20 protein-coding genes and 1 pseudogene are annotated in these 25,765 nt (G+C 56.8%); 11 read left to right on the top strand and 10 right to left on the bottom strand.

What is annotated here, in order from left to right; all coding sequences use genetic code 11:
• Window position 1: 1 nt before the first annotated feature.
• The 3 genes from ACW9E7_RS09675 to ACW9E7_RS09665 form a co-directional block, all read right to left on the bottom strand.
• Window positions 2-988, bottom strand: a complete 987-nt coding sequence (locus ACW9E7_RS09675) for an MBL fold metallo-hydrolase (RefSeq protein WP_458727678.1) — start codon at window positions 986-988, stop codon at window positions 2-4.
• Window positions 989-1,129: 141 nt separating this feature from the next.
• Window positions 1,130-1,888, bottom strand: a complete 759-nt coding sequence (locus ACW9E7_RS09670; RefSeq protein ID WP_458727677.1) for a 5'-nucleotidase, lipoprotein e(P4) family — start codon at window positions 1,886-1,888, stop codon at window positions 1,130-1,132.
• Window positions 1,889-1,978: 90 nt separating this feature from the next.
• On the bottom strand, window positions 1,979-2,506 hold the full coding sequence (locus ACW9E7_RS09665; protein ID WP_458727676.1) for a GNAT family N-acetyltransferase: 528 nt from the start codon (window positions 2,504-2,506) through the stop codon (window positions 1,979-1,981).
• 132 nt (window positions 2,507-2,638) lie between these two features.
• Here ACW9E7_RS09665 and treZ point away from each other — a divergent pair, with 132 nt between their 5' ends.
• From treZ to glgX, 3 genes are read left to right on the top strand one after another with little or no spacing between them, the layout of a single operon-like run.
• Complete coding sequence (gene treZ / locus ACW9E7_RS09660) at window positions 2,639-4,426, top strand: malto-oligosyltrehalose trehalohydrolase (RefSeq protein WP_458727675.1); 1,788 nt, start codon at window positions 2,639-2,641, stop codon at window positions 4,424-4,426.
• Complete coding sequence (gene treY / locus ACW9E7_RS09655; protein WP_458727674.1) at window positions 4,423-6,891, top strand: malto-oligosyltrehalose synthase; 2,469 nt, start codon at window positions 4,423-4,425, stop codon at window positions 6,889-6,891. The genes treZ and treY overlap by 4 nt, the downstream gene beginning before the upstream one ends.
• A gap of 15 nt (window positions 6,892-6,906) precedes the next feature.
• Entirely contained in the window at window positions 6,907-8,982 is a 2,076-nt protein-coding gene (gene glgX, locus ACW9E7_RS09650) for a glycogen debranching protein GlgX (RefSeq protein WP_458727673.1), read from the top strand.
• Here the strand turns inward: glgX and ACW9E7_RS09645 are convergent, their stop codons facing one another.
• Complete coding sequence (locus tag ACW9E7_RS09645) at window positions 8,983-9,528, bottom strand: winged helix DNA-binding protein (protein ID WP_127730931.1); 546 nt, start codon at window positions 9,526-9,528, stop codon at window positions 8,983-8,985. It lies immediately after the preceding gene.
• Between the two features lie 200 nt (window positions 9,529-9,728).
• On the opposite strand from ACW9E7_RS09645, the gene ACW9E7_RS09640 reads away from it, so the two are divergent.
• Genes ACW9E7_RS09640 through ACW9E7_RS09630 form a run of 3 tightly spaced genes read left to right on the top strand, consistent with a single transcriptional unit; the run spans window position 9,729 to window position 12,439 of the window.
• A complete protein-coding gene (locus ACW9E7_RS09640) occupies window positions 9,729-10,451 on the top strand; it encodes a DUF969 domain-containing protein (RefSeq protein WP_023327494.1) in 723 nt (240 codons plus the stop codon).
• Window positions 10,448-11,434, top strand: coding sequence for a DUF979 domain-containing protein (locus tag ACW9E7_RS09635; RefSeq protein WP_115875082.1), 987 nt, complete (start codon window positions 10,448-10,450; stop codon window positions 11,432-11,434). The genes ACW9E7_RS09640 and ACW9E7_RS09635 overlap by 4 nt, the downstream gene beginning before the upstream one ends.
• 9 nt (window positions 11,435-11,443) lie before the next feature.
• Window positions 11,444-12,439, top strand: coding sequence for a DUF2891 domain-containing protein (locus tag ACW9E7_RS09630; RefSeq protein ID WP_458727672.1), 996 nt, complete (start codon window positions 11,444-11,446; stop codon window positions 12,437-12,439).
• Window positions 12,440-12,470: 31 nt separating this feature from the next.
• On the opposite strand, the gene ACW9E7_RS09625 is transcribed toward ACW9E7_RS09630, so the two are convergent.
• A complete protein-coding gene (locus ACW9E7_RS09625; protein ID WP_458727671.1) occupies window positions 12,471-13,886 on the bottom strand; it encodes an MFS transporter in 1,416 nt (471 codons plus the stop codon).
• Between the two features lie 117 nt (window positions 13,887-14,003).
• Between ACW9E7_RS09625 and ACW9E7_RS09620 the strand changes: the two genes are divergently transcribed.
• Window positions 14,004-14,909, top strand: a complete 906-nt coding sequence (locus ACW9E7_RS09620; protein ID WP_458727670.1) for a LysR family transcriptional regulator — start codon at window positions 14,004-14,006, stop codon at window positions 14,907-14,909.
• Window positions 14,910-14,912: 3 nt separating this feature from the next.
• On the opposite strand, the gene ACW9E7_RS09615 is transcribed toward ACW9E7_RS09620, so the two are convergent.
• Both ACW9E7_RS09615 and ACW9E7_RS09610 read right to left on the bottom strand, forming a co-directional pair.
• Window positions 14,913-16,367: a Cu(+)/Ag(+) sensor histidine kinase gene (locus ACW9E7_RS09615; RefSeq protein WP_458727669.1), complete on the bottom strand. Its 1,455-nt coding sequence runs from the start codon at window positions 16,365-16,367 to the stop codon at window positions 14,913-14,915.
• Window positions 16,357-17,040, bottom strand: a complete 684-nt coding sequence (locus ACW9E7_RS09610; protein ID WP_111963563.1) for a copper/silver response regulator transcription factor — start codon at window positions 17,038-17,040, stop codon at window positions 16,357-16,359. The genes ACW9E7_RS09615 and ACW9E7_RS09610 overlap by 11 nt, the downstream gene beginning before the upstream one ends.
• 162 nt (window positions 17,041-17,202) lie before the next feature.
• Here ACW9E7_RS09610 and ACW9E7_RS09605 point away from each other — a divergent pair, with 162 nt between their 5' ends.
• From ACW9E7_RS09605 to silA, 4 genes are read left to right on the top strand one after another with little or no spacing between them, the layout of a single operon-like run.
• A complete protein-coding gene (locus ACW9E7_RS09605; protein ID WP_458727668.1) occupies window positions 17,203-18,588 on the top strand; it encodes an efflux transporter outer membrane subunit in 1,386 nt (461 codons plus the stop codon).
• Window positions 18,589-18,616: 28 nt separating this feature from the next.
• On the top strand, window positions 18,617-18,955 hold the full coding sequence (gene cusF / locus ACW9E7_RS09600; protein ID WP_458727667.1) for a cation efflux system protein CusF: 339 nt from the start codon (window positions 18,617-18,619) through the stop codon (window positions 18,953-18,955).
• Window positions 18,956-18,966: 11 nt separating this feature from the next.
• On the top strand, window positions 18,967-20,217 hold the full coding sequence (locus ACW9E7_RS09595; RefSeq protein ID WP_458727666.1) for an efflux RND transporter periplasmic adaptor subunit: 1,251 nt from the start codon (window positions 18,967-18,969) through the stop codon (window positions 20,215-20,217).
• Between the two features lie 10 nt (window positions 20,218-20,227).
• A complete protein-coding gene (silA, locus tag ACW9E7_RS09590; protein ID WP_458728385.1) occupies window positions 20,228-23,368 on the top strand; it encodes a Cu(+)/Ag(+) efflux RND transporter permease subunit SilA in 3,141 nt (1,046 codons plus the stop codon).
• 40 nt (window positions 23,369-23,408) lie between these two features.
• Here silA and ACW9E7_RS09585 read toward each other — a convergent pair whose 3' ends face one another.
• From ACW9E7_RS09585 to ACW9E7_RS09575, 3 genes and pseudogenes are all read right to left on the bottom strand, one after another.
• A complete protein-coding gene (locus ACW9E7_RS09585) occupies window positions 23,409-23,978 on the bottom strand; it encodes a hypothetical protein (RefSeq protein WP_136194875.1) in 570 nt (189 codons plus the stop codon).
• 15 nt (window positions 23,979-23,993) lie between these two features.
• Window positions 23,994-24,959: a hypothetical protein gene (locus ACW9E7_RS09580; RefSeq protein ID WP_111963557.1), complete on the bottom strand. Its 966-nt coding sequence runs from the start codon at window positions 24,957-24,959 to the stop codon at window positions 23,994-23,996.
• A 154-nt stretch (window positions 24,960-25,113) separates the two neighbouring features.
• Window positions 25,114-25,433, bottom strand: a pseudogene (locus ACW9E7_RS09575) (helix-turn-helix domain-containing protein); the annotation flags it as partial.
• Window positions 25,434-25,765 lie beyond the last annotated feature (332 nt).

Genomic DNA, 25,765 nt, shown 5'->3' with positions numbered 1-25,765 from the left:
CCTATTTCGCGCTGCTGGCGTCACGGTTGGTATAGGTCACAGGGACCCAGGCATAGCCGCCTTTCTCGCCTTTCGTAACATAGCCGATGCCCGGGAAAGGCAGGTGCGGGGCGGCAACCAGGTCCTTGTTTTTCACAAAGTCAGCGAACGCATGCTCGCGAACGCTTGCCGCTTTGTTCTCATCTTCATCGTAGGTGATGGTCACCGCAGGCTGCGGAAACTGAACCGCCGCGGCATGAATGATGTCGCCGACAAAGGTGATCTTCTCGCCTTTGCTCGTCAGCGTGTAGAAGGCTGAGCCCGGCGTGTGGCCGGGATGAACCGTGCCGGTCAGCCCCGGTAGAATCTCCGATGTGCCGCTAAACGGCACCACTTTTCCCGCATCCAGATAGGGTTTTAAGGTCTTCTGCGCGACGTCAAAGTAGTTCTTGCCGTAGCCGGTTTTCTTCTGATTGTCGTCGTTAAAGAAAAAGTCGATATCTGGTTTGCCAACGAAAACGCGCGCGTTGTTGAACACCACCTTGCCATCCTTCACCAGACCACCGGCATGATCGGAGTGGGCGTGGGTCAGCAGGACTTCAGTGATGTCCTCGGGTTTTATCCCCTGCGTGGCGAGGCTTTCAACCAGACGTCCGCCGGTATCAGGGCCAAAGAGCTGGCCCGAGCCTGTATCCACCAGAATTTTATGTCCGGGTATCGCAATCAGAAAAGCGTTGATGGAGACCTCAGCCGGGTTGGTCTGAAAGTTTTTCGCGAGCAGCGCATCAATGTTTTGCGGCGTTGTCCGGCGCAGCAGCTTGTGCAGATCCTGCGCGACGGTCCCGTCGGTAAACGAGGTGACCAGAACGTCGCCGACCTGCACGCTGTAACCGCCCGCCGGTTGTTTAACGACGTGCTGGGGCGTCTCCGCCGAGGCCTGGAGCGCAGGGTAAAAAAGCAGTGAACTGGAAATCAGCGTGGAAAGAGCAAGTTTTTTCACGGTAAGCATACGAGTCTCCTTTGAAAGTGCTCATCTTACTGCTCCGTAAAATTATAAGAACCTGCCCAGAAATGATAGGACCTATAAACGGGATGGATAGGAAATCGAAGGGCCGGGAAGGCGCGCGATAGCTTTCCCGGCCCGTAGACATTATTTTTTCAGCGGTACGTTCCAGCTGTCCGGCGTGGCTTTGGACCATGAGCCATAAGCGGCATTAGGCAGCACAATCCAGTCGTTGCCGAAGTGTTCGGCGCTGGCTTCAACCAGCTCACGCTGCTGCTCGCTCGGCTTTTTGTTTTTAAACTGCACGGCGAAGTCCGGCAGGCTGTCGCCGAACAGCATCACGATCTGCTGCTTTTTGAGAATGCTCTGGCGACGCTCTTCCTTGCTGACCGTATCCAGCAGCACGCTTTCGTCAGACACCTGCGGCAGGCCGAGAGCATTTAACGTCTTCAGCGTGTCGGCTTTGTTTTCCTGCATACGATCCGAAACGTAGTAGATGCGGACTTTGCTTTGATTCACGTGGTCAAGAAACGCTTTCGCCCCCGGAATTAAGCCGGGTTTACCCTGTTTCTCCCAGTCGCTCCAGGTGTCCCATTTCGTATAGTCGTGACACTGCTCCGCGTCGCGCACCAGCAGAGGGGTGTTATCCAGCACCGTTTCGTCGAGGTCCATCACCACGGCGTAGTTTTCTGGCGTTTTCAGATCCTTTAACTTTTCGTTAAAACGCTCGGTGGCAAACCGATAGGTTTGCAGCTGAAGGGCCATAATCTCTGCCGATTTCTGCTGATAGCGCAGCGCCATTTCGTACGCTTTCGGTTCGCACAGGTCGCGCCCGGCAGCCGTCGCGGTTGCCGCTGCACTCATAACAGGTAATGCCAGCAGTAATGCCTTAGCCATTGAATTCACGCTTTTTTCCTCAACACCCTGGTTAAAATCCCGAAAGCGTAATGAAATTCAGTGACAGAAATATGACCGCGATGTGGCAATGTGTTTCCGCTAGACCAGCATGTAATACCAGAAGAGGGCAACCTCGTCTTTTTCCGGTAAAGCGTTGTAGAGATAACGGTCGTATCCGCCCAGGGTAAATCCGTAATTACGGTAAAACAGACAGGCAGAGACGTTCACATTTTGTGTTTCAAGCCGTAATCCCGGCGCGTTTACGCTGCGGGCCCACACGTGCGCGGCGGCCATTAATTTTTGCGCGGCGCCGGTTCTGCGTCTGGTGCGATCGACGGCAATATAATCCACTGAAATAAACTTATTCCAGCCGACTGACGCTGTAATAAATCCCGCTATTTCACCGTCGTCCGTTTCCGCGACGAGAAATATGGCGTCCGGATTAACGCAGTGATTTTCAAGCGTTTGAATGTCGAGTTCGTAGGTTTTTATCCAGGGCTCGGCGACGGCTTCGATATGCAAATCACAATGGATAAACGGCTCCCGGGCAATGTGGCTAATGGTGAAAGAAAAGTCACAGCATTCAAGGCGCGCGAAGTCGGTATTGAGTCCTTTTCGAATCTGCATAGTATTCCCGTTAGTGAGTTATTTCATAAAGAATAGACGAAGCGGTTAAATCCGCTGAGCTCACGCACTTTTAATCCTGAACTAAGCTTGTACTTCGTTCCGCGTAAAATGTGGGTCATTCGAGGACAATGAATGGAATTCAGGACATTTCAAAAGCAGTGGGGTGCTGAGTTTATTTCCGATGACGTTGTACGTTTTCGCGTCTGGGCAGAAGGACAGAAAGAACTTACGCTACGTCTTGCCGCCACCGACGTGCCGATGACGGCAACCGGCGACGGCTGGTTTCAGGCTGACGTCCCCGGCGTCAGGCACGGTGCAGAATATCAGTTTGTTCTTCAGGACGGCATGGCGGTGCCCGATCCCGCCTCGCGGGCGCAAAAGGGCGACGTTAACGGTCCCTCGGTGGTGATCGATCCCCGACTTTACCAGCCGGTCAACCGCGACTGGGCAGGGCGTCCGTGGGAAGAGACGGTCATTTACGAACTGCACATCGGCACCTTTACCCCGGAGGGCACCTTCCGGGCGGCCATCGACAAGCTGCCGTATCTGGCAGAACTCGGGATTACCCAGCTTGAAGTGATGCCCGTCTCCCAGTTTGGCGGTTCCCGCGGCTGGGGATATGACGGCGTGCTGCTGTATGCCCCACACTCAGCGTACGGCACGCCGGAGGATTTCCACGCGTTTATCGACGCCGCGCACGGGCTGGGGCTTTCCGTGGTGCTGGATATCGTGCTCAACCACTTTGGGCCCGAAGGAAACTATCTGCCTCTGCTGTCGCCCGCGTTTTTTGATGCACAGCGGATGACGCCGTGGGGTAACGGCATCGCCTACGAGCGCGAGCCGGTCAGGCAGTACATCACCGACGCGCCGCTCTACTGGCTGACGGAATACCGTCTGGACGGGCTGCGCTTTGATGCCATCGACCAGATTAAGGACGGCTCGGACACCCATGTTCTCGAGGAGATTGCCACCCGGATCCGCGAGACCATTCCGCACCGTCACGTTCACCTGACCACGGAAGACAGCCGCAACGTGATTTTCCTGCATCCGCGCGATGAACAGGGCAACGCGCCGCTGTTTACCGGCGAGTGGAACGATGATTTTCACAACGCTGCCCACGTATTTGCCACCGGCGAGACCCACGCGTATTACCAGGATTTTGCCTTTGAGCCGGAGAAAAAGTTCGCCCGGGCGCTGGCGGAAGGCTTTGTCTACCAGGGCGAGATTTCGCTGCAAACCGGAGAATCCCGCGGCGTGGAGTGCCGCACGCAGCCGCCGCAGTTCTTCGTCGATTTTATTCAAAACCACGATCAGACCGGCAATCGCGCCCAGGGCGAGCGGCTTATCTCCCTCGCGGGTGCCGACAAGACGCGGGTGCTGCTTGCCGCGCTGCTGCTTTCCCCTCATATCCCGCTGCTGTTTATGGGCGAGGAGTTTGGGGAAACGCATCCGTTCCTGTTCTTCACCGACTTTCACGGCGATCTGGCAAAGGCGGTACGGGAAGGGCGCGCGAAAGAGTTTATCGGCCATGCCGGGCACGATGAAACCGTCCCGGACCCGAACGACGTGAATACGTTTATCCGCTCAAAGCTCGACTGGCACAAAATCGCCACCGACGAGGGCAAAACGTGGCTGCGCTATACGCGCCATCTGTTGACGCTGCGCCATCGCTATATCGTTCCGCTTCTGCATCCGGGTGGCGCCGTTGAGGGCCATGTGCTCAAGACCGCGCCCGGCATGGTGGCGGTGTGCTGGCGCTTCCCGTCGGGGACGCTCTCGCTGGCGCTTAATATCGGCATTAAGCCCGTCGCGCTGCCCGATCTCGCGGGTGAGACGCGCTTTGCCTGGCCGGAAGTCACTGACGTTTTACCGCCGAACGGTATTGTCGTTCGCTTTGCTGATGGAGAAGCATCGTTATGATCCCTTCCGCCACGTACCGAATTCAGTTCCGTAACGGCATGACCTTTGACCGCGTTGTGGCGCTGGTGCCGTATATGAAGGACCTCGGCATCAGCCACCTTTACGCGTCGCCCGTGTTCACTGCCACGACGGGGTCTACCCACGGCTATGACGTGACCAACCCGAATGAAATCGACCCCGCCATCGGCGGGCGAGACGGGTTTGACCGTATGGCGGCGGCGCTTAAGCAGGCCGGCATGGGGCTGATTCTGGACATTGTCCCTAACCATATGTCCACCTCGCTGGAAAACGCCTGGTGGCGCGACGTGATTGAGTATGGCCAGCAGAGCCGCTATTTCCGCTACTTCGATATCGACGGGTCACGACCGCTTACGCTGCCGTTTCTTGGCGATACCTTTGAGGCGGAGCTGGAGAAGGGTGCCATCACCTTAAAACGTGACCCTGTCACGGAAAAGGCCGCACTGGTTTACTACGACGCCGAGTATACGCTCAACCCGGGCACGTACAGCGAGGAGAAGAGCATAGCCGAGCTGCACGACGCGCAAAGCTGGCGGCTGATGTCCTGGCGGGAGGCGCCGAAGCTGCTCTCATGGCGGCGCTTCTTTGAGATCACCGGGCTGGTCGGCGTTCGGGTTGAGGATGATGCGGTCTTCGACGATACGCACCGGCTGATCCTTGAGCTGGTCCACGCGGGCGTGGTGGACGGCCTGCGCATTGACCATGTCGACGGTCTGGCGGATCCGCTGGGCTATCTGCAGCGCCTGCGGCAGGCAGCCGGGCCCGACTGCTACATCACGGTCGAAAAGATTCTCGCCAAAGGGGAACAGCTCCCCGCTGACTGGCCGGTATCCGGCACCACCGGCTACGAGTTTATTGCCTCGCTGGCGGAATTGCTGGTCGACGACAGTAGCCTGGGGCGTCTTGAGAAAATCCACGACGAGACGCTGGGCATCACGGTCGATCGCCATGCGGAGCTGCGCGATGCCAAAGGCCTGATGGCCGATCGTAATTTTGAGGGTGAATTCACCACGCTGCTTAACCTTGCTGAGGATCTGGCCCGTCGCAATGAGGTTGCGCTGCCGCGCGAAGAAATCCGTCACGCGCTGCGCGAACTGCTTATTGCGTTTCCGGTCTACCGCACCTACGGCACCCGGGAAGGATTAACCCCGCCGGACGTGGCGCTGCTTAACCGCGTGGTTGCCAGCGTGGAGACGTCGGAAGCGGCGCTCAGCCTGATCGTGCGCATTCTTACCGGCGACCTGCCGGAAGATTGCCGCGAGAGCGCCGCGCTTTTCAGGAGCCGCTTCCAGCAGCTGACCGGGCCGCTGATGGCGAAGTCCGTTGAAGACACGCTCTTCTTTCGCCACAACCTCGAGCTTGCGCTCAACGAAGTGGGTGCCGACCCGACGCCGCGCGCGTTTTCATTATCCCGCTTCCACCAGGAGATGCGCATTCGTCTGGCCCGTCAGCCCGACGCGCTGCTGGGCACCTCCACACACGATACCAAGCGCGGGGAGGATGCCCGCGCGCGCCTTTACACCCTGACGGAAGCCCCGGAGCGGTGGGGCGACAACCTTGCCCGCTGGAGGCAGATGAACCAGACCCAGGTGCGCTTTCTCAATGACGGTACCGCGCCGAACGCCGCCGATACGTGGATGATCTACCAGGCCCTGGCGGGCGTCTGGCCCGCCACGCTGTCACCGGACGACGCCGACGGGCTGAAATCACTGCAAGAACGCTTCCTTGGCTTCCTCGAGAAAGCGCTTCGCGAGGCGAAACAGCGCACCGACTGGATTGACAGCAACGAGAGCTATGAGAGCGTGGTGCTGAGCTACGCGCGGCACATGCTTTCGCCGGACAACAGCCCGTTCCTGCATGATTTCAGCGAGGCGATGCAGCCCTTTATCCGCGCCGGGTTAATGAACAGCCTCAGCCAGACGGTGATTAAGCTGACGGCGCCCGGCGTGCCGGATATCTATCAGGGCAGCGAGGCGCTTAACTTTAGCCTCGTTGACCCGGATAACCGACGGGAGCCGGATTTCAACGCGCTGGTGCAGAGCCTCAGCGCGGCGGATGCCGGGGTGTTTGACAACCCGGCATGCTGGCGGGACGGCAGGGTGAAGCAGTTTGTTACCGCCACGCTGCTGCGGCTTCGACCGCACTACGACGCGCTTTTCCGCTACGGCGACTGGCTGCCGCTTAAGGTCAGCGGCGAGCGCGAAGATAACCTGATTGTCTACGCGCGCGTTAAGGACGACGAGGCGCTGATTGTTGCCGTGCCGCGTCTGGTTTTTGATGTCACCGATAATCATCAGCTGTGGGTCAATACCACGGTGGCGATACCCGAGGAGCTGACGGGGAAACGCTATCGGGATCTGTTCAGCGGTGAGAGCCGCATTCTGCAAGAGACGCTGGATTTAACGTCAGAAAAGGGATGTGTACTGGTTCTGCTTACCTGCGAATAATCGTGGAGAACGAAAATGGCAAAGGATACAACGTTTGAAATTCGGGCCGGTCATGGCCAGCAGTTGGGTGCGAATTATGACGGGAAAGGGGTCAACTTCGCGCTGTTCTCCGCTCACGCTGAACGGGTGGAGCTCTGTCTGTTTGACCCGTCCGGGAAAACGGAAATCGCCCGGCTGGAGCTGCCGGAGTATACCCATGAGGTCTGGCACGGCTATGTGCCCGATCTGAAGCCGGGTGCGCTGTACGGCTATCGCGTCTACGGCCCCTACGACCCGGAAAATGGTCATCGCTTTAACCCGCATAAGCTGCTTATCGACCCTTACGCTCGCGAACTGATGGGTGACATCGACTGGAACGACGCCCATTTCGGCTATGAGCTGGGGCATGACGAGCTGGATTTGAGCTTTGATACCCGCGACAGCGCGCCGTTTACGCCGAAATGCAGGGTCATCGACCCGAATGCCTTTGACTGGCAGGACAACAGCCGGCCGAACGTGCCCTGGCCGCATACCGTTGTCTATGAGAGCCACGTGAAAGGGTTTACCCAGATGAACCCGGCCATTCCGCCCGAGCTGCAGGGCACGTTTGAGGGGATGGGGCACAAAGCCTCGGTCGACTATATCAAAAGCCTCGGCATTACCTCGGTGGAGCTGCTGCCGGTTCACTGGTTTCCGAACGATCGGCACCTGCTCGACCGCGGCCTGAAGAACTTCTGGGGCTATAACACGCTGGGCTTTTTTGCCCCTGCGTCACGCTACTACGGCCCGGCGGGGATCCAGGGCTTTCGCGATATGGTGCGCGCATATCATGACGCGGGCATCGAGGTCATTCTGGACGTGGTGTACAACCACACGGCGGAAGGGAACGAGCTTGGACCGACGCTCTCGTTTAAGGGGATTGATAACTACAGCTATTACCGCACGCTCCCGGACCAGCACCGGTACTACATCAACGACACCGGGACGGGAAACACGGTCAACACCTCGCACCCGCGCGTGCTGCAGATGGTGATGGATTCCCTGCGCTACTGGGCGGAATCGATGCACATCGACGGTTTTCGCTTCGACCTCGGGACGATCCTGGGCCGCGAGCCCGAAGGGTTTGACCCGCGCGGCGGTTTCTTCGACGCCGTGACTCAGGATCCGGTGTTATCCCGACTGAAGCTGATTGGTGAACCCTGGGATATCGGCCCCGGCGGGTATCAGGTCGGCGGTTTCCCGCCGGGCTGGGGTGAGTGGAACGACAAATACCGCGACACCGTTCGCGAGTACTGGAAGGGGGACAACGTCTCCACGGACTTTGCCGCGCGCCTGCTCGGTTCCGGCGATCTGTACGATCTGCGCGGACGTCGTCCGTGGGCCAGCGTCAATTTTATCACCGCCCACGACGGCTTTACGCTGAATGACCTGGTGTCGTACAACGAGAAGCACAACGCCGACAACGGCGAGGACAATAACGACGGGCATAACGATAACCGCTCGTACAACTACGGCGAGGAAGGGCCAACCGAGAATCCGGATATTATTGCTACCCGCGAACGGCAGAAACGTAATTTCCTGACCACGCTGCTGCTCTCCCACGGCACGCCGATGCTGCTGGCGGGGGACGAGTTTGGCCGTACGCAGAAGGGGAACAACAACGGCTACTGCCAGGACAGTGAGATCTCGTGGATCGACTGGAAGGGGCTCTCCGAAAACGACGCTGCGCTGCGCGAGTTTACCCGTCGTCTCATTGCCCTTCGCGCGCAACAGCCGCTGCTGCGCCGTGAAAGCTGGCGCGACGGGCTGGAGATCCGCTGGTTCAATGCCGGGGGTGGCCCACAGCAGGCCGAGCAGTGGGATGAAGGCTCGACGCTCGGGGTCTCCATCAGCAGGCCGGATCTTCAGCAGGAGGACGGCATCTGGCACGACGTGCTGATGCTGTTCAATCCGTTTGAAGGCACCGTGCCGTTCCAGATCCCGCAGTTTGGCGAAGGGGGATGGGTGCTGGAGCTGTCTACGGCGGATGACGCTGCCACCGGGACAGCGATCACCGAAACCGTTGAGTACGCGCTGGCCGGACGGAGCATTACGCTGTTCCGGCGTCCTTAATTACAGTGACGCCGCTGCCCTTGCGGCGGTGTCATACAGGGAGGAGATCGTGCGTAACAGCTGCGCGGTCTCGCCAATCGACTTCCCGGCAATGCCGCTCTCCGCGTGGATCGCAATCAGACACGCCTCCCGCACGTCCCGGTATTTCATGCACAGTGCTTTCCCTTCCTCGGTGGTAGAGAAAAAGAGCTCTTTACCCGCTTTCTCGCTCGTCACGTAGCCTGCTTTGACCAGTTTTTTCAGGGCATAGGTCACCACGTGGGTATCTTCCACGTTGAGGACGAAGCAGATATCGGCCAGCTTTTTCTTGCGGTTGCGGTGGTTCACGTGATGCAGCAGCGAAACGTCAAAGGCGCCCATATCGGGCTCGCCGGCAGCCGTCATGCAGCGCACCATCCATTTGTTGAACGCGTTGCTGGTCATGATCAGCGCATATTCCAGCTCTGACAGCTCCGCGCAGCGCTCGGATACCAGATGGCGGGAAGAGACGATCCGGCCATCGTTGATATCGTCGCGATCGGGTGAAGCACTCTTTTCTGAGGTCATAACGTTCCTTAGCCAGAAATGTAAACTCATCGATAGAATAAGAACATTTTATTGATAATTTGTTTACATGTTTTTGAGGTTCAGATATAGCTTTTTAGCGCAGGTTTTGCGAAGCCTGCCAACAAAACACAACATCGCTCGCCGCAAATTAAAAAAATAGCCGTCGGCGCGCAACGCTCACTTTCGATAGGGTAAACGTTATGGACGGTACTACGCTGCTGCCGCTGATCGGGATACCGATCGTGGTTATTGGTTTTGCACTGCGCTTCAACCCGCTGCTGGTGGTCGTGGTGGCGGGGCTGGCGACGGGTCTGCTGGTCGGCATGGATTTCGGCATGCTGCTGGAGACCTTTGGCGAGAAGTTCGTCAATAGCCGATCGCTGGCCACCTTCATCCTGATCCTGCCGGTGATTGGTCTGCTGGAGTATTACGGGCTAAAAGAGCGCGCCCAGGCCTGGGTGGCGAAGATCGCCAGCGCCACCTCGGCGCGTATTCTGATGCTCTATTTTGTCGCCCGTGAAGGCACCGCCGCGCTGGGCCTGATGTCGCTGGGCGGTCATGCCCAGACGGTGCGCCCGCTGCTGGCGCCGATGGCCGAAGGGGCGGCGCTGAACGAATATGGCGAGCTGCCGCAGCACATTCGCGACAAAATCAAAGCCCACGCCGCCGCGTGCGACAACATCGCGGTCTTCTTTGGGGAAGATATCTTTATTGCCTTCGGGGCGGTGCTGCTGATCGACGCGTTCCTGAAAGAAAATGGTATTCAGGGCATTGAACCGCTGCATATCGGCCTGTGGGCCATTCCAACCGCCATTGCGGCATTAGTTATTCATATGACGCGCCTGCTGCGCCTCGATGCAAGCATCCGCCGCGACGTAATGGCCTGGCGTGCAGAGCAGGGTACGCAGGAGGCTGCGCAATGATGACGCTTATCACCATTAACCGCGTGTACTACCTGATTGGCTTTGTCGTGATGCTGCTGGTTGTGATGACCCTGCGCGATCGCGCTAATCCAAAGCGTTTTACCACCGCGCTGTTCTGGTTCTTGTTTGGCGGGATCTTTCTGTTTGGCGATCTGATGGTTCAGGAGCTGGGGAAATCGCTGGCGTACCGGATAATCGGCGGCGGCGTTATCGTTATCGCGCTGCTGGCGGGTTTTGGCCTCGTCGGGAAAGGGCACTATAAAATGTCGACCGAGGAGGAGCGCGTCGCGTCGTCAAACCGTCTTAAAAACTGGCTGTTCCTGCCCGCGCTGATGATCCCGGTGGTGACGGTGCTGGGCACGTTATTCCTGAAGGGCGTTTCGATCGGCGGCGTGTTTCTGCTCGATCAGAAGCAGCTGACTCTGGCGGCGCTGTGCGTGGCCTGCGTCGCGGCGATCCTCACCGGCTGGTGGCTGACCAAAGGCACGCCGCTGCATGCCGTTCGTCAGTCCCGTCGTCTTGTCGATACCATTGGCTGGGCGGTGATCCTGCCGCAGATGCTGGCCATGCTCGGCGGCGTGTTCGTGGTGGCCAACACGGGTGACTCGGTGCAGAAGGTGGTGAGCCTGTTTGTGAACCCGGATAGCCGCTTCATGCTGGTGGTCATTTACTGCGTGGGTATGGCGCTGTTTACCATGATCATGGGTAACGCCTTTGCGGCATTCCCGGTGTTAAGTGCCGGTATCGCCTTGCCGTTTCTCATCAACGTGCATCACGGCAACCCGGCGCCGCTGCTGGCGATTGGCATGTACGCGGGCTACTGCGGCACGCTGATGACGCCGATGGCCGCGAACTTCAATATCGTTCCCGCCGCGCTGCTGGAGCTGAAGGACAAATATCAGGTGATCAAGATCCAGATCCCGACCGCGTTAACCCTGCTGGTGGTGAACGTGTTCTTAATGTATTTCCTCGTGTTTCGCTAAGGAGCTGTCATGGAATTAACGCAACATCAGGCCGACGCGTTTGCCCGCATGCCTTTGACCTATTTGCGCCAGGAATACCCGAACCACATCATGCACCTGCTGAATGATGATGGTGACGTTCTGCCGCCGCGCGAGCTGCATCCCATTTTCTACGGCTGTTTTGACTGGCACTCGGCGGTGCACGGCTACTGGCTGCTGCTGCGCTGCGTGCGGCTCTATCCAGAATTACCTTGCCGGGACGCGATCGTCGCGCTTTTTGACGAGCACATAACCGAAGAGAACGTGGCGAAGGAGCTGGCCTATTTCACCGCGCCGTTCCGCGCCTCGTTTGAGCGGCCGTATGGCTACGGCTGGCTGCTTGCGCTGGCCCAGGAGCTGAAACAGTCGTCGCTGCCGCAGGCCGCGGGCTGGTATCAGATGCTGGAGCCGTTAACTCAGGACATTCGCAACCGGCTGGTGGATTACCTCGGCAAGCTCACCTATCCGATCCGCGTCGGGACGCACTACAACACCGCGTTTGCCCTCGCGCTGGCGCTCGATTACGGTCGCGCAGGGGGAGACAAGGCGCTTGAACAGGCGATTGTGGCAGCGGCGGAGCGGTTTTATCTCGCCGACACGCGCTATCCGGCTCATTATGAGCCCGGCGGAGACGAGTATATTTCCGGCGCGCTGACGGAGGCGCTGCTGATGAGCAAAGTGTCTGAAGACTTCCCGGCCTGGTTTGACGCGTTTCTCCCGGAGGTGGGTGCCGTTACGGCGCTGATGAACCCTGCGGAAGTGAGCGATCGCACTGACCCGAAAATTGCCCATCTCGACGGGTTAAACCTCAGCCGCGCCTGGTGCATGAAGCATATTGCTAAAGCGCTTCCTGCCAGCCACCCGGCGCAACCGGCATTGCGCGAGGCGGTGACGAAACATCTGGCCGCAAGCGTCGAGCATGTGGTCGGCAGCCACTACAGCGGCGGGCACTGGCTGGCGAGCTTTGCGCTACTGGCGCTGGAGTAAATAAACGCGCTGCGCCGTCAGGCGCAGCCTGTTAAGCCGATGCCCGAACCGCAGGGCGCAACCTGCTCAGGCTAAATAAGACCGATCCCGTTGAAGCAATCACCGCAATCCACAGCGCCAGATGCACGGCCTGGTCATCAAGCGTTTGATGATCTAACCCTGTCGTCACAGCCATCAGCACCCCCACCGCGGCAGCGCCGAGACACTGGCCGAATGTCCTGACGATAGAAAGCACGCCAGAGGCATAGCTGGCATATTCCCGCGCCACGTTAGAGAGCATTTCCCGGTTATTGGGACTCTGGAAGCAGCCAAACCCAATCCCACAAACCAGGCTGCGCAGGCAGATGTTCCACGCGGAAGGATTGTCCGGCAGGGTGGCCAGCAGGACCAGCCCACCGACAAAAATCATCAGCCCGATTGTCGAGATTAGCGGCGCGGAAATCGTATCTGCCCAGCGTCCCGCATGCTGCGCGATCAGTACGATGCCAATCGGCCACGGGGTAAACAGCAGCGCCGACACCACCGGGCTGTAGCCATATACGCTCTGAAACAGGAACGGCAGCGCGACAAACGTGATCCCCTGGCTCACAAACGAGGCCAGCGAGGTCAGCGCGGCGAGGGTGAAGCGCCCGTTTCTGAACATCACCGGCGGCAGTAACGGATGTTGCGCACGCCGAATCCGCCAGGTAAAGGCGAAGGCGCTTACCAGCGCGAGAACGCCCCAGAAGATGGCCTGCGCGCTAATCTGTTGCGCCACGTGCTGAAGGCTGTCGGCCAGCATGATCGCGGAACCTAGCAGGACGGCGGAGAGAACAGCGCCCGGCGCGTCAAAGGGAGTTCGGTCCACGGCCGATTCCCGCGGTAAGGCCCGCCATGCCAGCAGCAGGGCGATGCTGCCCGGAATGAGGTTAATGGCGAACAGCCATTGCCAGCTCAGGGCGTCCAGTATTGTTCCTCCGAGCACAGGAGCAATCGCCGTGCTGGAGGCGATAAGCAGGGCGTGCAGCCCCAGAATGCGGCCAAGCAGTCGGCCAGGAAAAACCGAACGCAGGATCGCCGGGGCGATACTCAGGGTCGCCGCCCCGCCGATGCCCTGCAGGATCCGCATCCCGGTTAACATTTCCGGCGTTGTTGCCAGCGCGCAGCCGAGCGAGGTGAGCGTAAAGGTGGCAAGCCCGCTCAGAAAGACCGGGCGATAGCCCACGCGCGCCGCCAGCGCCGCGAAGATGGCCAACGTCATCGCCGCTGACAGCAGATAGCCGTTGGCGAACCAGACCGCAACGTTCGCGGGGACCTGCATCGCCCTTGCCATAGAGGGGAGCGCGATGTTGATCATGGTGCCGTCAAAGACGCCCATCAGCGTGGTGGTCATAACGGCGGCCAGGACCCTGGCGCGTTCATGCCCGGGTAAACCTTCATCGCCGGGCAGGTTTGAAAATAGCGTCATCGTCGTTACTCCGGATAAGAATCGTGATGACGAAACTATAATCATGCGGTATACAGGGCGGAAGACGCAGCATTTGCACTTAATCATTGCGCGTAACGCCATATCTGAGGAGCCACCGTGTCCGATCCTGATTTTAACCTTCTGGTTGCGCTCGACGTTTTGCTGGCAGAAGCCAGCGTTGCGGGCGCGGCGCGACGTTTGAACCTGAGCACCTCCGCCATGAGCCGCACCTTGAGCCGGCTGCGGGAGGTGACCGGCGATCCTATTCTGGTACGGGCCGGACGTCATATGGTGCTGACGCCCTGGGCCGAAGCTACCCGGGACCGCGCCAGAAGCGCCGTCTACGAGGCAAGGGCGGTTCTGCAGCCCTCCACCGACACGCTGAAGGTGGAAAATCTCGAGCGGTTGTTCACCATCCGGGCCAACGACGGTTTTGTGGTGGCATTTGGGCCACTACTTATTGCGGCGGTGGCGGAGGTGGCGCCCGACGTATGTATTCGTTTTTCGCCGAAACCTGAAAAAACGTCGCGCTATTTGCGCGAGGGGCTTGTCGATCTGGAGATTGGCGTGCAGAACAATATGGGGCCTGAAATACGGCTGCAAAGGCTCTTTCAGGATCGGTTTGTTGGCGCGGTGCGCAAGGGGCATCCGCTGTCATTACGGCATGATGTCAGCCTTGACGATTATGTCGCCTGGGGCCATGTGGTGGCCTCTCCGAACGGATCGTTGCATGGGTCTGTCGATGACGCGCTGGCAGAAAAGGGGATGAAACGCAAGATCGCCAGCGTGGTGCCCGGCTTTCCGACGGCGTTATCCGTGGCGCTGGCCTCCGATCTGATTGCCATGGTGCCTGCGTTGTACCTGCTCAATCAGGAGATGACCGAGCGCGTACATATCTTTGAACTGCCCTTTAAGACCAGGACCATTACGGTGTCACAGATGTGGCATCCGCGCATGGAACGGGACCCGGCGCATCGCTGGCTCAGGGAAAAGGTCCTTGAGGTGTGCCGCGCGGTTTGCTGACGCTCAGAGCATTTTCCCTGGCACGGTGAGAATGAAGCGCGTCGACACCGCATCCGATTCCACGCGGACTTTTCCGTGGTGCGCCGTGACGATGGACTTTACGATGGCAAGCCCAATTCCGCTGCCTTCGCCTTTACGCTGCCTGGACGGATCGACGCGATAAAAACGGTCAAACAGCTTCGACAGATGCGCCTGCGGGATCGGCGTACCGGGGTTTTCTGTCACCAGCTCAACATCGTTATCCCGTTTTATGATGGAGACCGTTACCGTTTTCCCTTCCGGCGTATAGCGCAGGGCGTTGGAGAGCAGATTATTGATTGCTCTTCTGAACATCTGCGGATCGCCTTCTATCAGGCAGGGCATCCCGTTAAATTTCAGCGCGATGTGGCGTTCTTCCGCCCAGGCTTCGAAGAAATCAAACACCTTCATGACCTCGGCGCTTAAATCAAACACCACCCGATCCGGGATAAGCTGATTATTATCCGCCTGCGCAAGGAACAGCATGTCGCTGACCATGCGGGTCATCCGGCTGTACTCTTCGAGGCTGGAGTACAACACATCTTCCAGCTCCTTCTGAGAACGGTTCTGGCTCAGCGCGATTTCCGTTTGCGTCACCAGGTTGGTGATGGGGGTTCTGATTTCATGCGCGATGTCGGCGGAAAAGTTAGCCTGACGGGTAAAAACATCTTCAATCTTTTCGATCATCTGGTTGAAGGAGATGACCAGCTGCTCCAGCTCAACGGGGACGCGGGACGGCTCCAGCCGCGCGTCAAGATTTTCGGAGGTGATGTTTTTAATGGCGTTACTGACGTTACGCAGGGGCAAATGTCCCTGGCGCACGGCGATGCGGATGACAAGAATAATCAGCAGGCTGATAACGGCGGCAATCGCCAGAAGGTTTTTTTTCAGCGCCTCAAGGTAGTGCAGATGAAAATTAATGGAGAGCCCGATCAGCATCACGTAGCCCTGCGTTTTGCCCTGCAGCGTCGCCGTGCCTGAGGAGGCGATAATCCGGTACGTTTCCATTTTCATGTCGGACCCGGCGTGCATGGGGTTGGCCGGGTCTTCTACCGTCCAGAGAAACACATCCTGTGCACGACGGTGTTCGCTAAAGTTCGCCGTGTTCATCGCCGGGCGCAGTGCCGCTCCTTGCGCCGAGCTGAACAGAGTATTGCCCTGCGGATCCAGAAGCAGGACGGCCACGTTGCGGTAGCTGGCGATCGACTCTTTGATCTTGCTGATTTTCTTTTGGTCAGGATCGGCCGGTGACTGCAGGATGCGGTGCATCGCGGTGCTGATTTGCTGCAGGTCGCTGATATCCTGCTCGGCGAAGTGCTTCTCGACGGAATGCAGCATAAACCAGGTAAAGGCGAAAAAGGCCAGTATCGTGGAGAGGCTGATAAAAAAGGTCAGCCGCAGCGCAAGCGAGAACGGGCGTCGGAGGGGCTTAACGCGCATCCGGCACCTCCAGCATATAACCCACGCCGCGCACCGTCTGGATCAGCTTCGGTTCAAAATCGTTATCGATTTTCGCGCGAAGCCGTTTTACCGCCACGTCAATCGCGTTTGTGTCGCTGTCAAAATTCATGTCCCATACCTGGGAGGCAATCAGTGAACGAGGAAGCACCTCTCCCTGATGACGCATGAAAAACTCCAGCAGGCTGAACTCTTTGCTGGTTAACAGGATGCGGCTTCCGGCTCGGCTGACCTTTCTCGACACAAGGTCAACCGTCAGGTCAGCCACCTGAAGCTGGCTTTCGGCGATCACCGTATTTCCGCGCCTCAACAGCGTCCTGACCCGGGCGAGCAGCTCGGCAAAGGCGAAAGGCTTAATCAGATAGTCATCCGCGCCCAGCTCAAGCCCCTTAACCCGGTGTTCAATCGTACCGAGAGCCGTCAGAAGTAGTATGGGCATCCCTTTGCCGGCAGAGCGGAGCATGCGGACAATGTCCCAGCCGTTCACATCGGGCAGCATGATATCCAGAATCAGCAGATCGTATTCAGCGGTCATGGCGAGATGGTAGCCGTTGAGGCCATTAACAGCGTGGTCCACGACAAACCCCGCTTCAGTGAGCCCCTTGCTGAGGTACTCGCCGGTTTTCATTTCATCTTCAACGATCAGTATTTTCATCTTGCTCCCCTGACTGGCTGCTGATGACATTCTATGGAGCCCGCAACCGTTCACAATGACTTACGTTAAAAATGACAACATTGTCATTATCCCGTCACCCGTCAAACAGGAAGCGTTCAGTAGAGTAGCCCTAAAAATACTCTGGACTTCATTTGAACCGCTATGTTCCTGTTAAAACGACTCAGCATCAGTACGGTATTTATCCTGGCGGGCTGCGTCTCGCTGGCCCCCGAATACCAGCGCCCGGCATCACCGGTACCCCAGCAGTTTTCACTTTCGCGCAACGGCCTGACGCCTGCGGTGGTGGGGTATCAGGATACCGGGTGGCGCAACTTTTTCGTCGACCCGCAGGTAGCCGGGCTGATTACGGAAGCGCTGAACAATAATCGCGATGTAAAAATGGCCGCTCTGAAGGTTGAAGAGGCGCGGGCGCAGTTCAGCGTGACGGATGCGGATCGTTATCCTCAGCTGAATGCCTCCTCGGGTATCACCTACAGCGGTGGGTTGAAAAGTGACAAACCGACCTCTCAACAGTACGACGCGGGTTTTGAGCTTAGCTATGAACTCGACTTCTTCGGCAAGCTGAAGAACATGAGCGAGGCCGGCCGACAAAGCTATTTCGCCAGCGAAGAGGCCCGTCGCGCGGTGCATATCCTGCTCGTCTCTAACGTTTCACAGAGTTATTTCAACCAGCAGCTGGCGTTTAAACAGCTGCGTATCGCGCGGGATACGCTGAAAAATTACCGGCAGTCTTATGCGTTCGTTGAGCAACAGCTGGTGACGGGCAGTACGAACGTCCTGGCGCTGGAACAGGCCCGGGGACAGATCGAAAGCACGCAGGCAGAGATTGCCAAAAGAGAGGGAGAGCTGGCGCAGGCCAATCATGCCCTGCAGCTGGTCCTCGGCACGTATCGCGCGCTCCCGGGCGAGAGCGGCATGAACGCCAGCGACGTTGCGCCGGTAAAACTGCCGCCTCATCTCTCCTCAGCGATACTGCTGCAGCGCCCGGACATTTTGGAAGCGGAGTATCAGCTTAAAGCGGCCGATGCGAATATCGGCGCCGCGCGTGCGGCCTTTTTCCCGTCAATATCATTAACCAGCGGGCTTTCAACTGGCAGTCCGGAATTATCCAGCCTGTTTACCGCGGGCAGCGGGATGTGGAATTTTATCCCTAAAATAGACATACCCATTTTTAATGCGGGCAGGAATAAGGCAAACCTGAAGCTGGCCGAAATTCGCCAGCAGCAGTCGGTCGTGAATTACGAACAAAAAATACAGGCTGCATTCAAACAGGTTGCCGACGCGCTCGCGCTGCGGGACAGCATCAACCAGCAGCTTGCTGCGCAGCAGCGGTACCTTGATTCCCTCCGCATTACTCTTCAACGTGCAGGAGGGTTATATTCCAGCGGTGCAGTCAGCTATATCGAAGTTCTGGACGCGGAACGTTCTCTTTTCGCTACACAGCAAAATATTCTCGACCTTATTTATGCCCGACAGGTTAATGAAATTAATCTCTTCACCGCGCTGGGCGGCGGTTGGGTCGAATAACCTCATTTAATTAAACAGGAAAATAAGCATGCGCAATTCTCTTAAGGCTGTTGTATTTGGTGCAATTATTATGTTTTCTGCCAGCCTCCAGGCTGAGGTTCATCAGCACGAGGGGATGAACTCTACCAGCGAAGCGACCTCAGAGCAGCTCATCACCGGGACCGGCATCGTGAAGGATGTTGATCTCACGAATAAAAAAGTGACGATTTCTCATGAAGCGATCCAGGCGATTGGCTGGCCCGCGATGACCATGCGTTTCACCTTTATTCAGTCTGACGAGAGTATCAATGCATTGAAAGTCGGCAGTCATGTTGATTTTTCATTTGTTCAGCAGGGCAATATCTCTTTACTGAAGAGCATTAAATAGCGAGAAACGGCATGGCCTCATTCAAAATAAAATATGCTGCCATGATAGTCAGCAGCCTTATTGCGGGAGGGCTGATATCGGTGACGGCTTTGCAGGCGTTTCATTCATCTGAAAAAACAGTAAATAGCGTCTCTGAAAGAAGGGTACTTTTCTGGTATGACCCGATGAAGCCAGACGTGAAATTCGATAAGCCCGGTAAATCACCGTTTATGGATATGGATCTGGTCCCGAAATATGCGGACGAAAATAACGATAAAACCGGTGGCGGTATCCGTATCGATCCGACGCAGGTACAGAATTTAGGATTAAAAACGCAAAAAGTGACGCGTGGAACGCTGAATTATGCCCAGACGATCCCGGCCAACGTCAGCTATAACGACTATCAGTTTGTCATTGTGCAGGCGCGCGCGGAAGGGTTCGTTGAGAAAGTCTACCCGCTGACGATCGGCGATAAGGTGAAGAAAGGCACGCCGCTGATTGATATCACCATTCCGGACTGGGTAGAGGCGCAGAGCGAGTTCCTGTTGCTCTCCGGCACCGGCGGAACGCCCACGCAGATTAAAGGGGTTCTGGAACGGCTTCGGCTGGCGGGTATGCCGGATGAGGATATTCAGCGGCTGCGTGCGACCCGAGCGATCCAGACCCGGTTTACCATCAGGGCGCCGATCGACGGGGTGATTACGGCCTTTGACCTCCGTACCGGGATGAATATTTCGAAAGATAAGGTCGTGGCACAAATTCAGGGGATGGATCCGGTCTGGATCGGTGCTGCGGTCCCTGAGTCCATTGCTTATCTGCTGAAAGATACCTCGCAGTTTGCTGTTTCGATACCGGCCTGGCCGGATAAATCCTTCCCGGTTGAAAAATGGAGTCTTCTGCCGAGCGTGGATCCAACCACCCGTACGCTGCAGGTGCGCCTGCAGGTCTCCAACAAGGATGAGCTGCTGAAACCTGGCATGAACGCGTACCTGAAGCTGAACACCCAAAGTCAGGAAATGCTGCTGATCCCCTCCCTGGCCGTTATTGATATCGGCAAAGAGCAGCGCGTTATTACCGTTGATGCGAACGGGAATTTTGTACCGAAAAGGATCCGCGTTCTGCATGAATCTCAGCAGCAGTCCGGCATTGGTAGCGGACTGGAGGAGGGGGAGTCGGTGGTGGTCAGCGGTCTGTTCCTGATTGACTCGGAGGCCAATATTACCGGTGCGTTGGACCGCATGCGCCACGCTGAAACAACTGAAGACGCGCATTCTGGCCATTAAGGAGACGATGATGATTGAATGGATTATCCGACGGTCAGTGGCCAATCGTTTCCTGGTCATGATGGGGGCGCTGTTCCTCACCGTCTGGGGCACATGGACGATTATTAACACGCCGGTCGATGCCTTACCCGATCTGTCTGACGTGCAGGTGATTATCAAAACCCGCTATCCCGGCCAGGCCCCGCAGATTGTTGAAAACCAGGTGACCTATCCACTCACCACCACCATGCTCTCGGTTCCCGGCGCAAAGACCGTGCGCGGTTTTTCGCAGTTTGGTGATTCGTATGTCTATGTCATTTTTGAAGATGGCACCGATTTGTACTGGGCCCGTTCGCGCGTGCTGGAGTACCTGAATCAGGTACAGGGCAAACTCCCTGCCGGCGTGAGCTCAGAAATCGGCCCGGACGCCACGGGCGTAGGCTGGATATTTGAGTATGCGCTGGTGGACCGCAGCGGAAAACACGATCTCGCCGAGCTGCGATCATTGCAGGACTGGTTCCTGAAGTTTGAGCTAAAAACTATCCCGAACGTGGCCGAGGTGGCCTCCGTCGGCGGCGTGGTGAAGCAGTATCAGATTCAGGTTGACCCGTTAAAGCTGGCGCAGTTCGGCGTCAGCCTGCCGGAGGTTAAGCAGGCCCTTGAATCGTCTAATCAGGAAGCGGGGGGATCGTCCGTAGAACTCGCGGAAGCGGAATATATGGTCCGGGCCAGCGGCTATCTGCAGACCATTGATGATTTCAATCACATCGTCCTGAAAACCGGTGAGAACGGCGTGCCGATTTACCTGCGTGATGTTGCCCGCGTACAAACCGGGCCGGAAATGCGGCGCGGTATTGCCGAGCAGAACGGGCAGGGGGAAGTTGCTGGTGGGGTGGTGATCCTGCGCTCAGGCAAAAACGCGCGCGAGGTCATAACGGCGGTGAAAGACAAGCTGGAGACGCTGAAGGCCAGCCTGCCGGAAGGCGTTGAGATTGTGACTACCTACGATCGCAGCCAGCTCATCGACCGGGCCATTGATAACCTGAGCGGCAAGCTTCTCGAAGAGCTTATCGTGGTGGCCATCGTCTGCGCGCTGTTCCTCTGGCACATTCGCTCGGCGCTGGTGGCAATTATCTCTCTGCCGCTTGGCCTGTGTATTGCCTTTATCGTTATGCATTTCCAGGGGCTGAACGCTAATATCATGTCGCTGGGAGGCATTGCCATTGCCGTCGGCGCGATGGTGGATGCCGCCATCGTGATGATTGAAAATGCGCATAAACGGCTGGAAGAGTGGGACCACCGCCACCCGGGGGAGCCGATTGATAACGCCACCCGCTGGAAGGTGATCACCAACGCCTCTGTAGAGGTTGGCCCCGCGCTGTTTATCAGCCTGCTGATCATCACCTTGTCGTTCATTCCCATCTTTACCCTCGAGGGGCAGGAAGGGCGGCTGTTTGGTCCGCTGGCCTTCACCAAAACGTACGCTATGGCAGGGGCGGCCGCGCTGGCCATCATCGTGATCCCCATTCTGATGGGATTCTGGATCCGGGGTAAAATCCCCGCAGAGACCCGTAATCCTCTGAACAGACTGTTGATTAACGCCTATCATCCGCTTCTGATTCGGGTGCTCCACTGGCCTAAAACCACCCTGCTGGTTGCGACCTTATCCATCTTTACGGTGATCTGGCCCCTGAGCCAGGTGGGTGGCGAGTTCCTGCCAAAGATAAATGAAGGTGACCTGCTGTATATGCCGTCGACGTTGCCCGGCGTCTCACCGGCAGAAGCGGCGGCATTGTTACAGACCACGGACAAGTTAATAAAAACCGTCCCTGAAGTGGCCTCTGTCTTCGGCAAGACCGGTAAAGCCGAAACGGCCACGGACTCCGCACCGCTTGAAATGGTGGAAACCACCATTCAGCTTAAGCCTGAGAATGAGTGGCGACCCGGAATGACGATTGACAAGATCGTTGACGAACTCGATAAGACCGTTCGTTTGCCTGGCCTGGCGAATCTCTGGGTTCCGCCCATCCGCAACCGCATCGATATGCTTTCGACCGGCATTAAAAGCCCCATTGGCATCAAGGTGTCAGGTACCGTTCTGGCTGATATCGACGCCACGGCGCAGAGCATTGAAGCGGTAGCTAAAACGGTGCCGGGCGTGGTGTCAGCCCTGGCTGAACGTCTGGAAGGCGGGCGCTACATTGATGTTGATATCAACCGGGAAAAAGCCTCCCGCTACGGGATGACGGTGGGCGACGTGCAGCTGTTCGTCTCCTCGGCCATCGGCGGCGCGACGGTGGGAGAAACGGTGGAAGGCGTCGCCCGCTACCCGATTAATATTCGTTATCCTCAGGACTACCGGAACAGCCCGAACGCGTTGAAGCAGATGCCGATCCTGACGCCGATGAAACAGCAGATCACGCTGGGTGATGTGGCGGATATCAACGTGGTTTCCGGCCCCACGATGCTAAAAACGGAGAATGCCCGACCTGCAAGCTGGATTTATATTGATGCCCGTGGCAGGGATATGGTGTCCGTAGTGAACGACATTAAAACGGCCATCAGTCAGAACGTAAAGCTGAGACCGGGTACCAGCGTGTCATTCTCCGGACAGTTCGAACTGCTCGAGCACGCCAACAAGAAACTGAAGTTAATGGTACCGATGACGGTGATGATCATTTTCATTCTGCTCTATCTGGCATTCCGTCGCGTGGATGAAGCGTTGCTGATCCTGATGAGCCTGCCGTTCGCCCTGGTCGGGGGGATATGGTTCCTGTACTGGCAGGGCTTCCATATGTCTGTGGCAACCGGCACCGGCTTTATCGCTCTGGCCGGGGTGGCGGCAGAATTTGGGGTGGTCATGCTGATGTATTTGCGTCATGCCGTTGAAGAACATCCGGCGTTGTCCCGCCGGGAAACATTCACTGAACGGGGACTTGATGACGCCCTTTATCATGGCGCCGTGCTGCGCGTGCGGCCAAAGGCGATGACCGTCGCGGTGATTATTGCCGGTCTGCTGCCCATTCTCTGGGGAACCGGTGCCGGATCAGAAGTCATGAGCCGGATCGCGGCGCCAATGATTGGCGGCATGATCACGGCTCCGCTGCTATCGCTGTTTATTATCCCTGCGGCGTATAAGTTGATTTGGTTGCGCAGGCTTAAAAAACCATAAAAAAACCGCCGTTAGCGGCGGGTTTTTACGTGATGAATGCTTAGCGCGCCTTGCTGATCAGTTTGCGCCAGGCTCTGTTATGCAGAGTAAATAGCAGCATCTTATAGAAAGCGGTAGAGAAGATGCAGCTGCCGCTAAGCCCCAGCATGACGGTACTCACCATCGCAGCGGCCAGACTGACGCCCGGAGCAGCGCTACCGCTCAGTGCGGCCAGCAGATAGGCTGCCGTTAATACCAGACTTATCACCGCTAGCGTAAGATGTAACCGCACGGCGCGCATGCTTCCTTTGCCAATCATAAACATCGTCACGCCGTTGACGCCTGCGAACAGTAGGGCGATCAGCACAATCCACACGAATACGCGTTCGGCTGGCTGGCCGAGTGCGGCGAATACGCCATAGCCCAACCACAGCTGAGGAATCGCGAAGCTAACAATTACCCCGAGAGTACTGATTGCCGCCGGAATACCCATGGTGTGTAGACCCACAGGTTTGCCCATTTCTTCAGCCAACTGAGTCTTTAGCTGTTGCAGCTGTGTCGGGGAGGTATTGCTTATGCTGGTAGCCACCTCGTTACAGTGTTGCAGGCGACGGGTTAAAACTTTAAACATTTGAATACTCAGCGTTCAGTTAGGTAAAAATGATTGCAGCACACCAACCACATAGCGTCCTGACTGGACGGTATTTTGCGGATTGCGGATAGTCCCAGTGAGTGAGCTCCCCACAAAGGCCGATGCGTTGTTGACCGCACTCATCAGCTCGCGCTGCAGTGATTTTTGTAACGATTCGCTTGGGAAACGTTTCGGATAAACACCTGCGCGGATCGCGGCCTTTACCCCGGCACTGGAGATACCTGGATTCTGCGCTTTAATGATCTCTTCCGTGATGCGCTTACGCTCGGCACGGCTCAGGCTCTGGAACCAGGCGGTAACTTTACTTGAAGACGCCGCTTTCATCAGCTTGTACGTTTCTAAAGTACCTCTTAGCGCGGTTCCTGCCGCAGCAAGCGAAATAACATCCAGAACTGTCGTGGTAGCAACGTACCAGTCCTGGCTGTCAAGCCATGCAACGTCGGAACCATGGTCGTTATGGATAGCCAGCAGACGGCCCGCGCCAATCATGCATTGCGCTCCCGTAGCCAGCGTACCGGACAGGCTAATCGCCGCAATCACACCAGACCCGCCAGCGGTAAACGGTACTGCCGCACCGGCACCAAACGCCATGACAAGCGTAACAATCATCGCGCCACAGGCAAAACCGGTCGAGGTAATTTCCGTAGCAAGTGACGGAGTAGTTAGCGTCGCAACCACAGCTTTTTCTGCACTGATTTCCTTAGCATCTGGAATTTTACTGATGACTACATGGCTGACGGTGCTCTGATTCACATCAGCAATGCGTCGAGACGGGCGAACCAGCCAGCGTTGCTTGCCATCATCAAAAATGATGCCGACATTGTAAAAATTACGCGAGCAGTCGAGCTGCGCGGCCAGCTTTTTAAAATCGATATCTGCACCGGCCTGTAGGCCAAGGCTTCGCGAGAGATCATATGAGGGAAGGGTGCTGTCAGGCGACTGCTGACCGGGTAAGTTCATCGAGGAAGCTCCTTCATTCCGTGAGGACTATTAATTAGCAGGGTAATTTATTGAAAAAATTTATGATTCGAACATTAAGACTTAGATAATAGCAGCGTTAACTCGGTGATCAAATGATATTGCTTGACTTAAATGTAAACGATACCAGGGTGTATTAAAGCTTAGCGTCAGACTTTCTCAGCACCGTAATATCCTCTTAGGTGATTGACCGAACATCCGCGTATATTCCCAACTGAAATGGGATAAGCTTTCGTAACCGTCAGCATAGGCCGCTGTGGTGACATCGTAATGCTCATTCAGCATTAGTCTCCAGGCTTCATTGAGGCGCAGCCATTTCTGATAGCGGAGCTGGCTCATTCCCACAAGCTTTCTGAAATGTTGGTGGAAAGAGGGCGTGCTCATTTGCACGCGGCTTGCCAACTCCTCGACACGTAAAGGTGATGTGATATTGGTCTTTAACCAGTCGATACCTCTCCGACAACAGGAGCAGCGATAAATGCGTTTGGCCAACCTGAGTAGAACGCCAGATGGGTAATGTGAGTTTTTCTCACAAAAGGTTTGTGATCGACGGTGGATTTTATCGAGAAGGGAGGACACCAACGTCCTGAATTCTGTTGCTGCATGAGAGCACCATGGAGAATTGACCCATGAATGCAATTTTACTTATGTTGTTCTAAAATCTAGTTCATAGACAATAGTGCGTATAATTGATTGATGTTTATGATTTTTTGTCATTAAAAATGCTTACGTCACAAATTAACTTCAAGAACCAACCCCGAACAACAGCTTTTGAGGCTGTTTTAATG

It is taken from the genome of Enterobacter sp. H2G27 (assembly GCF_054403075.1).
This window is presented reverse-complemented; position numbering and strand designations above follow the sequence as displayed.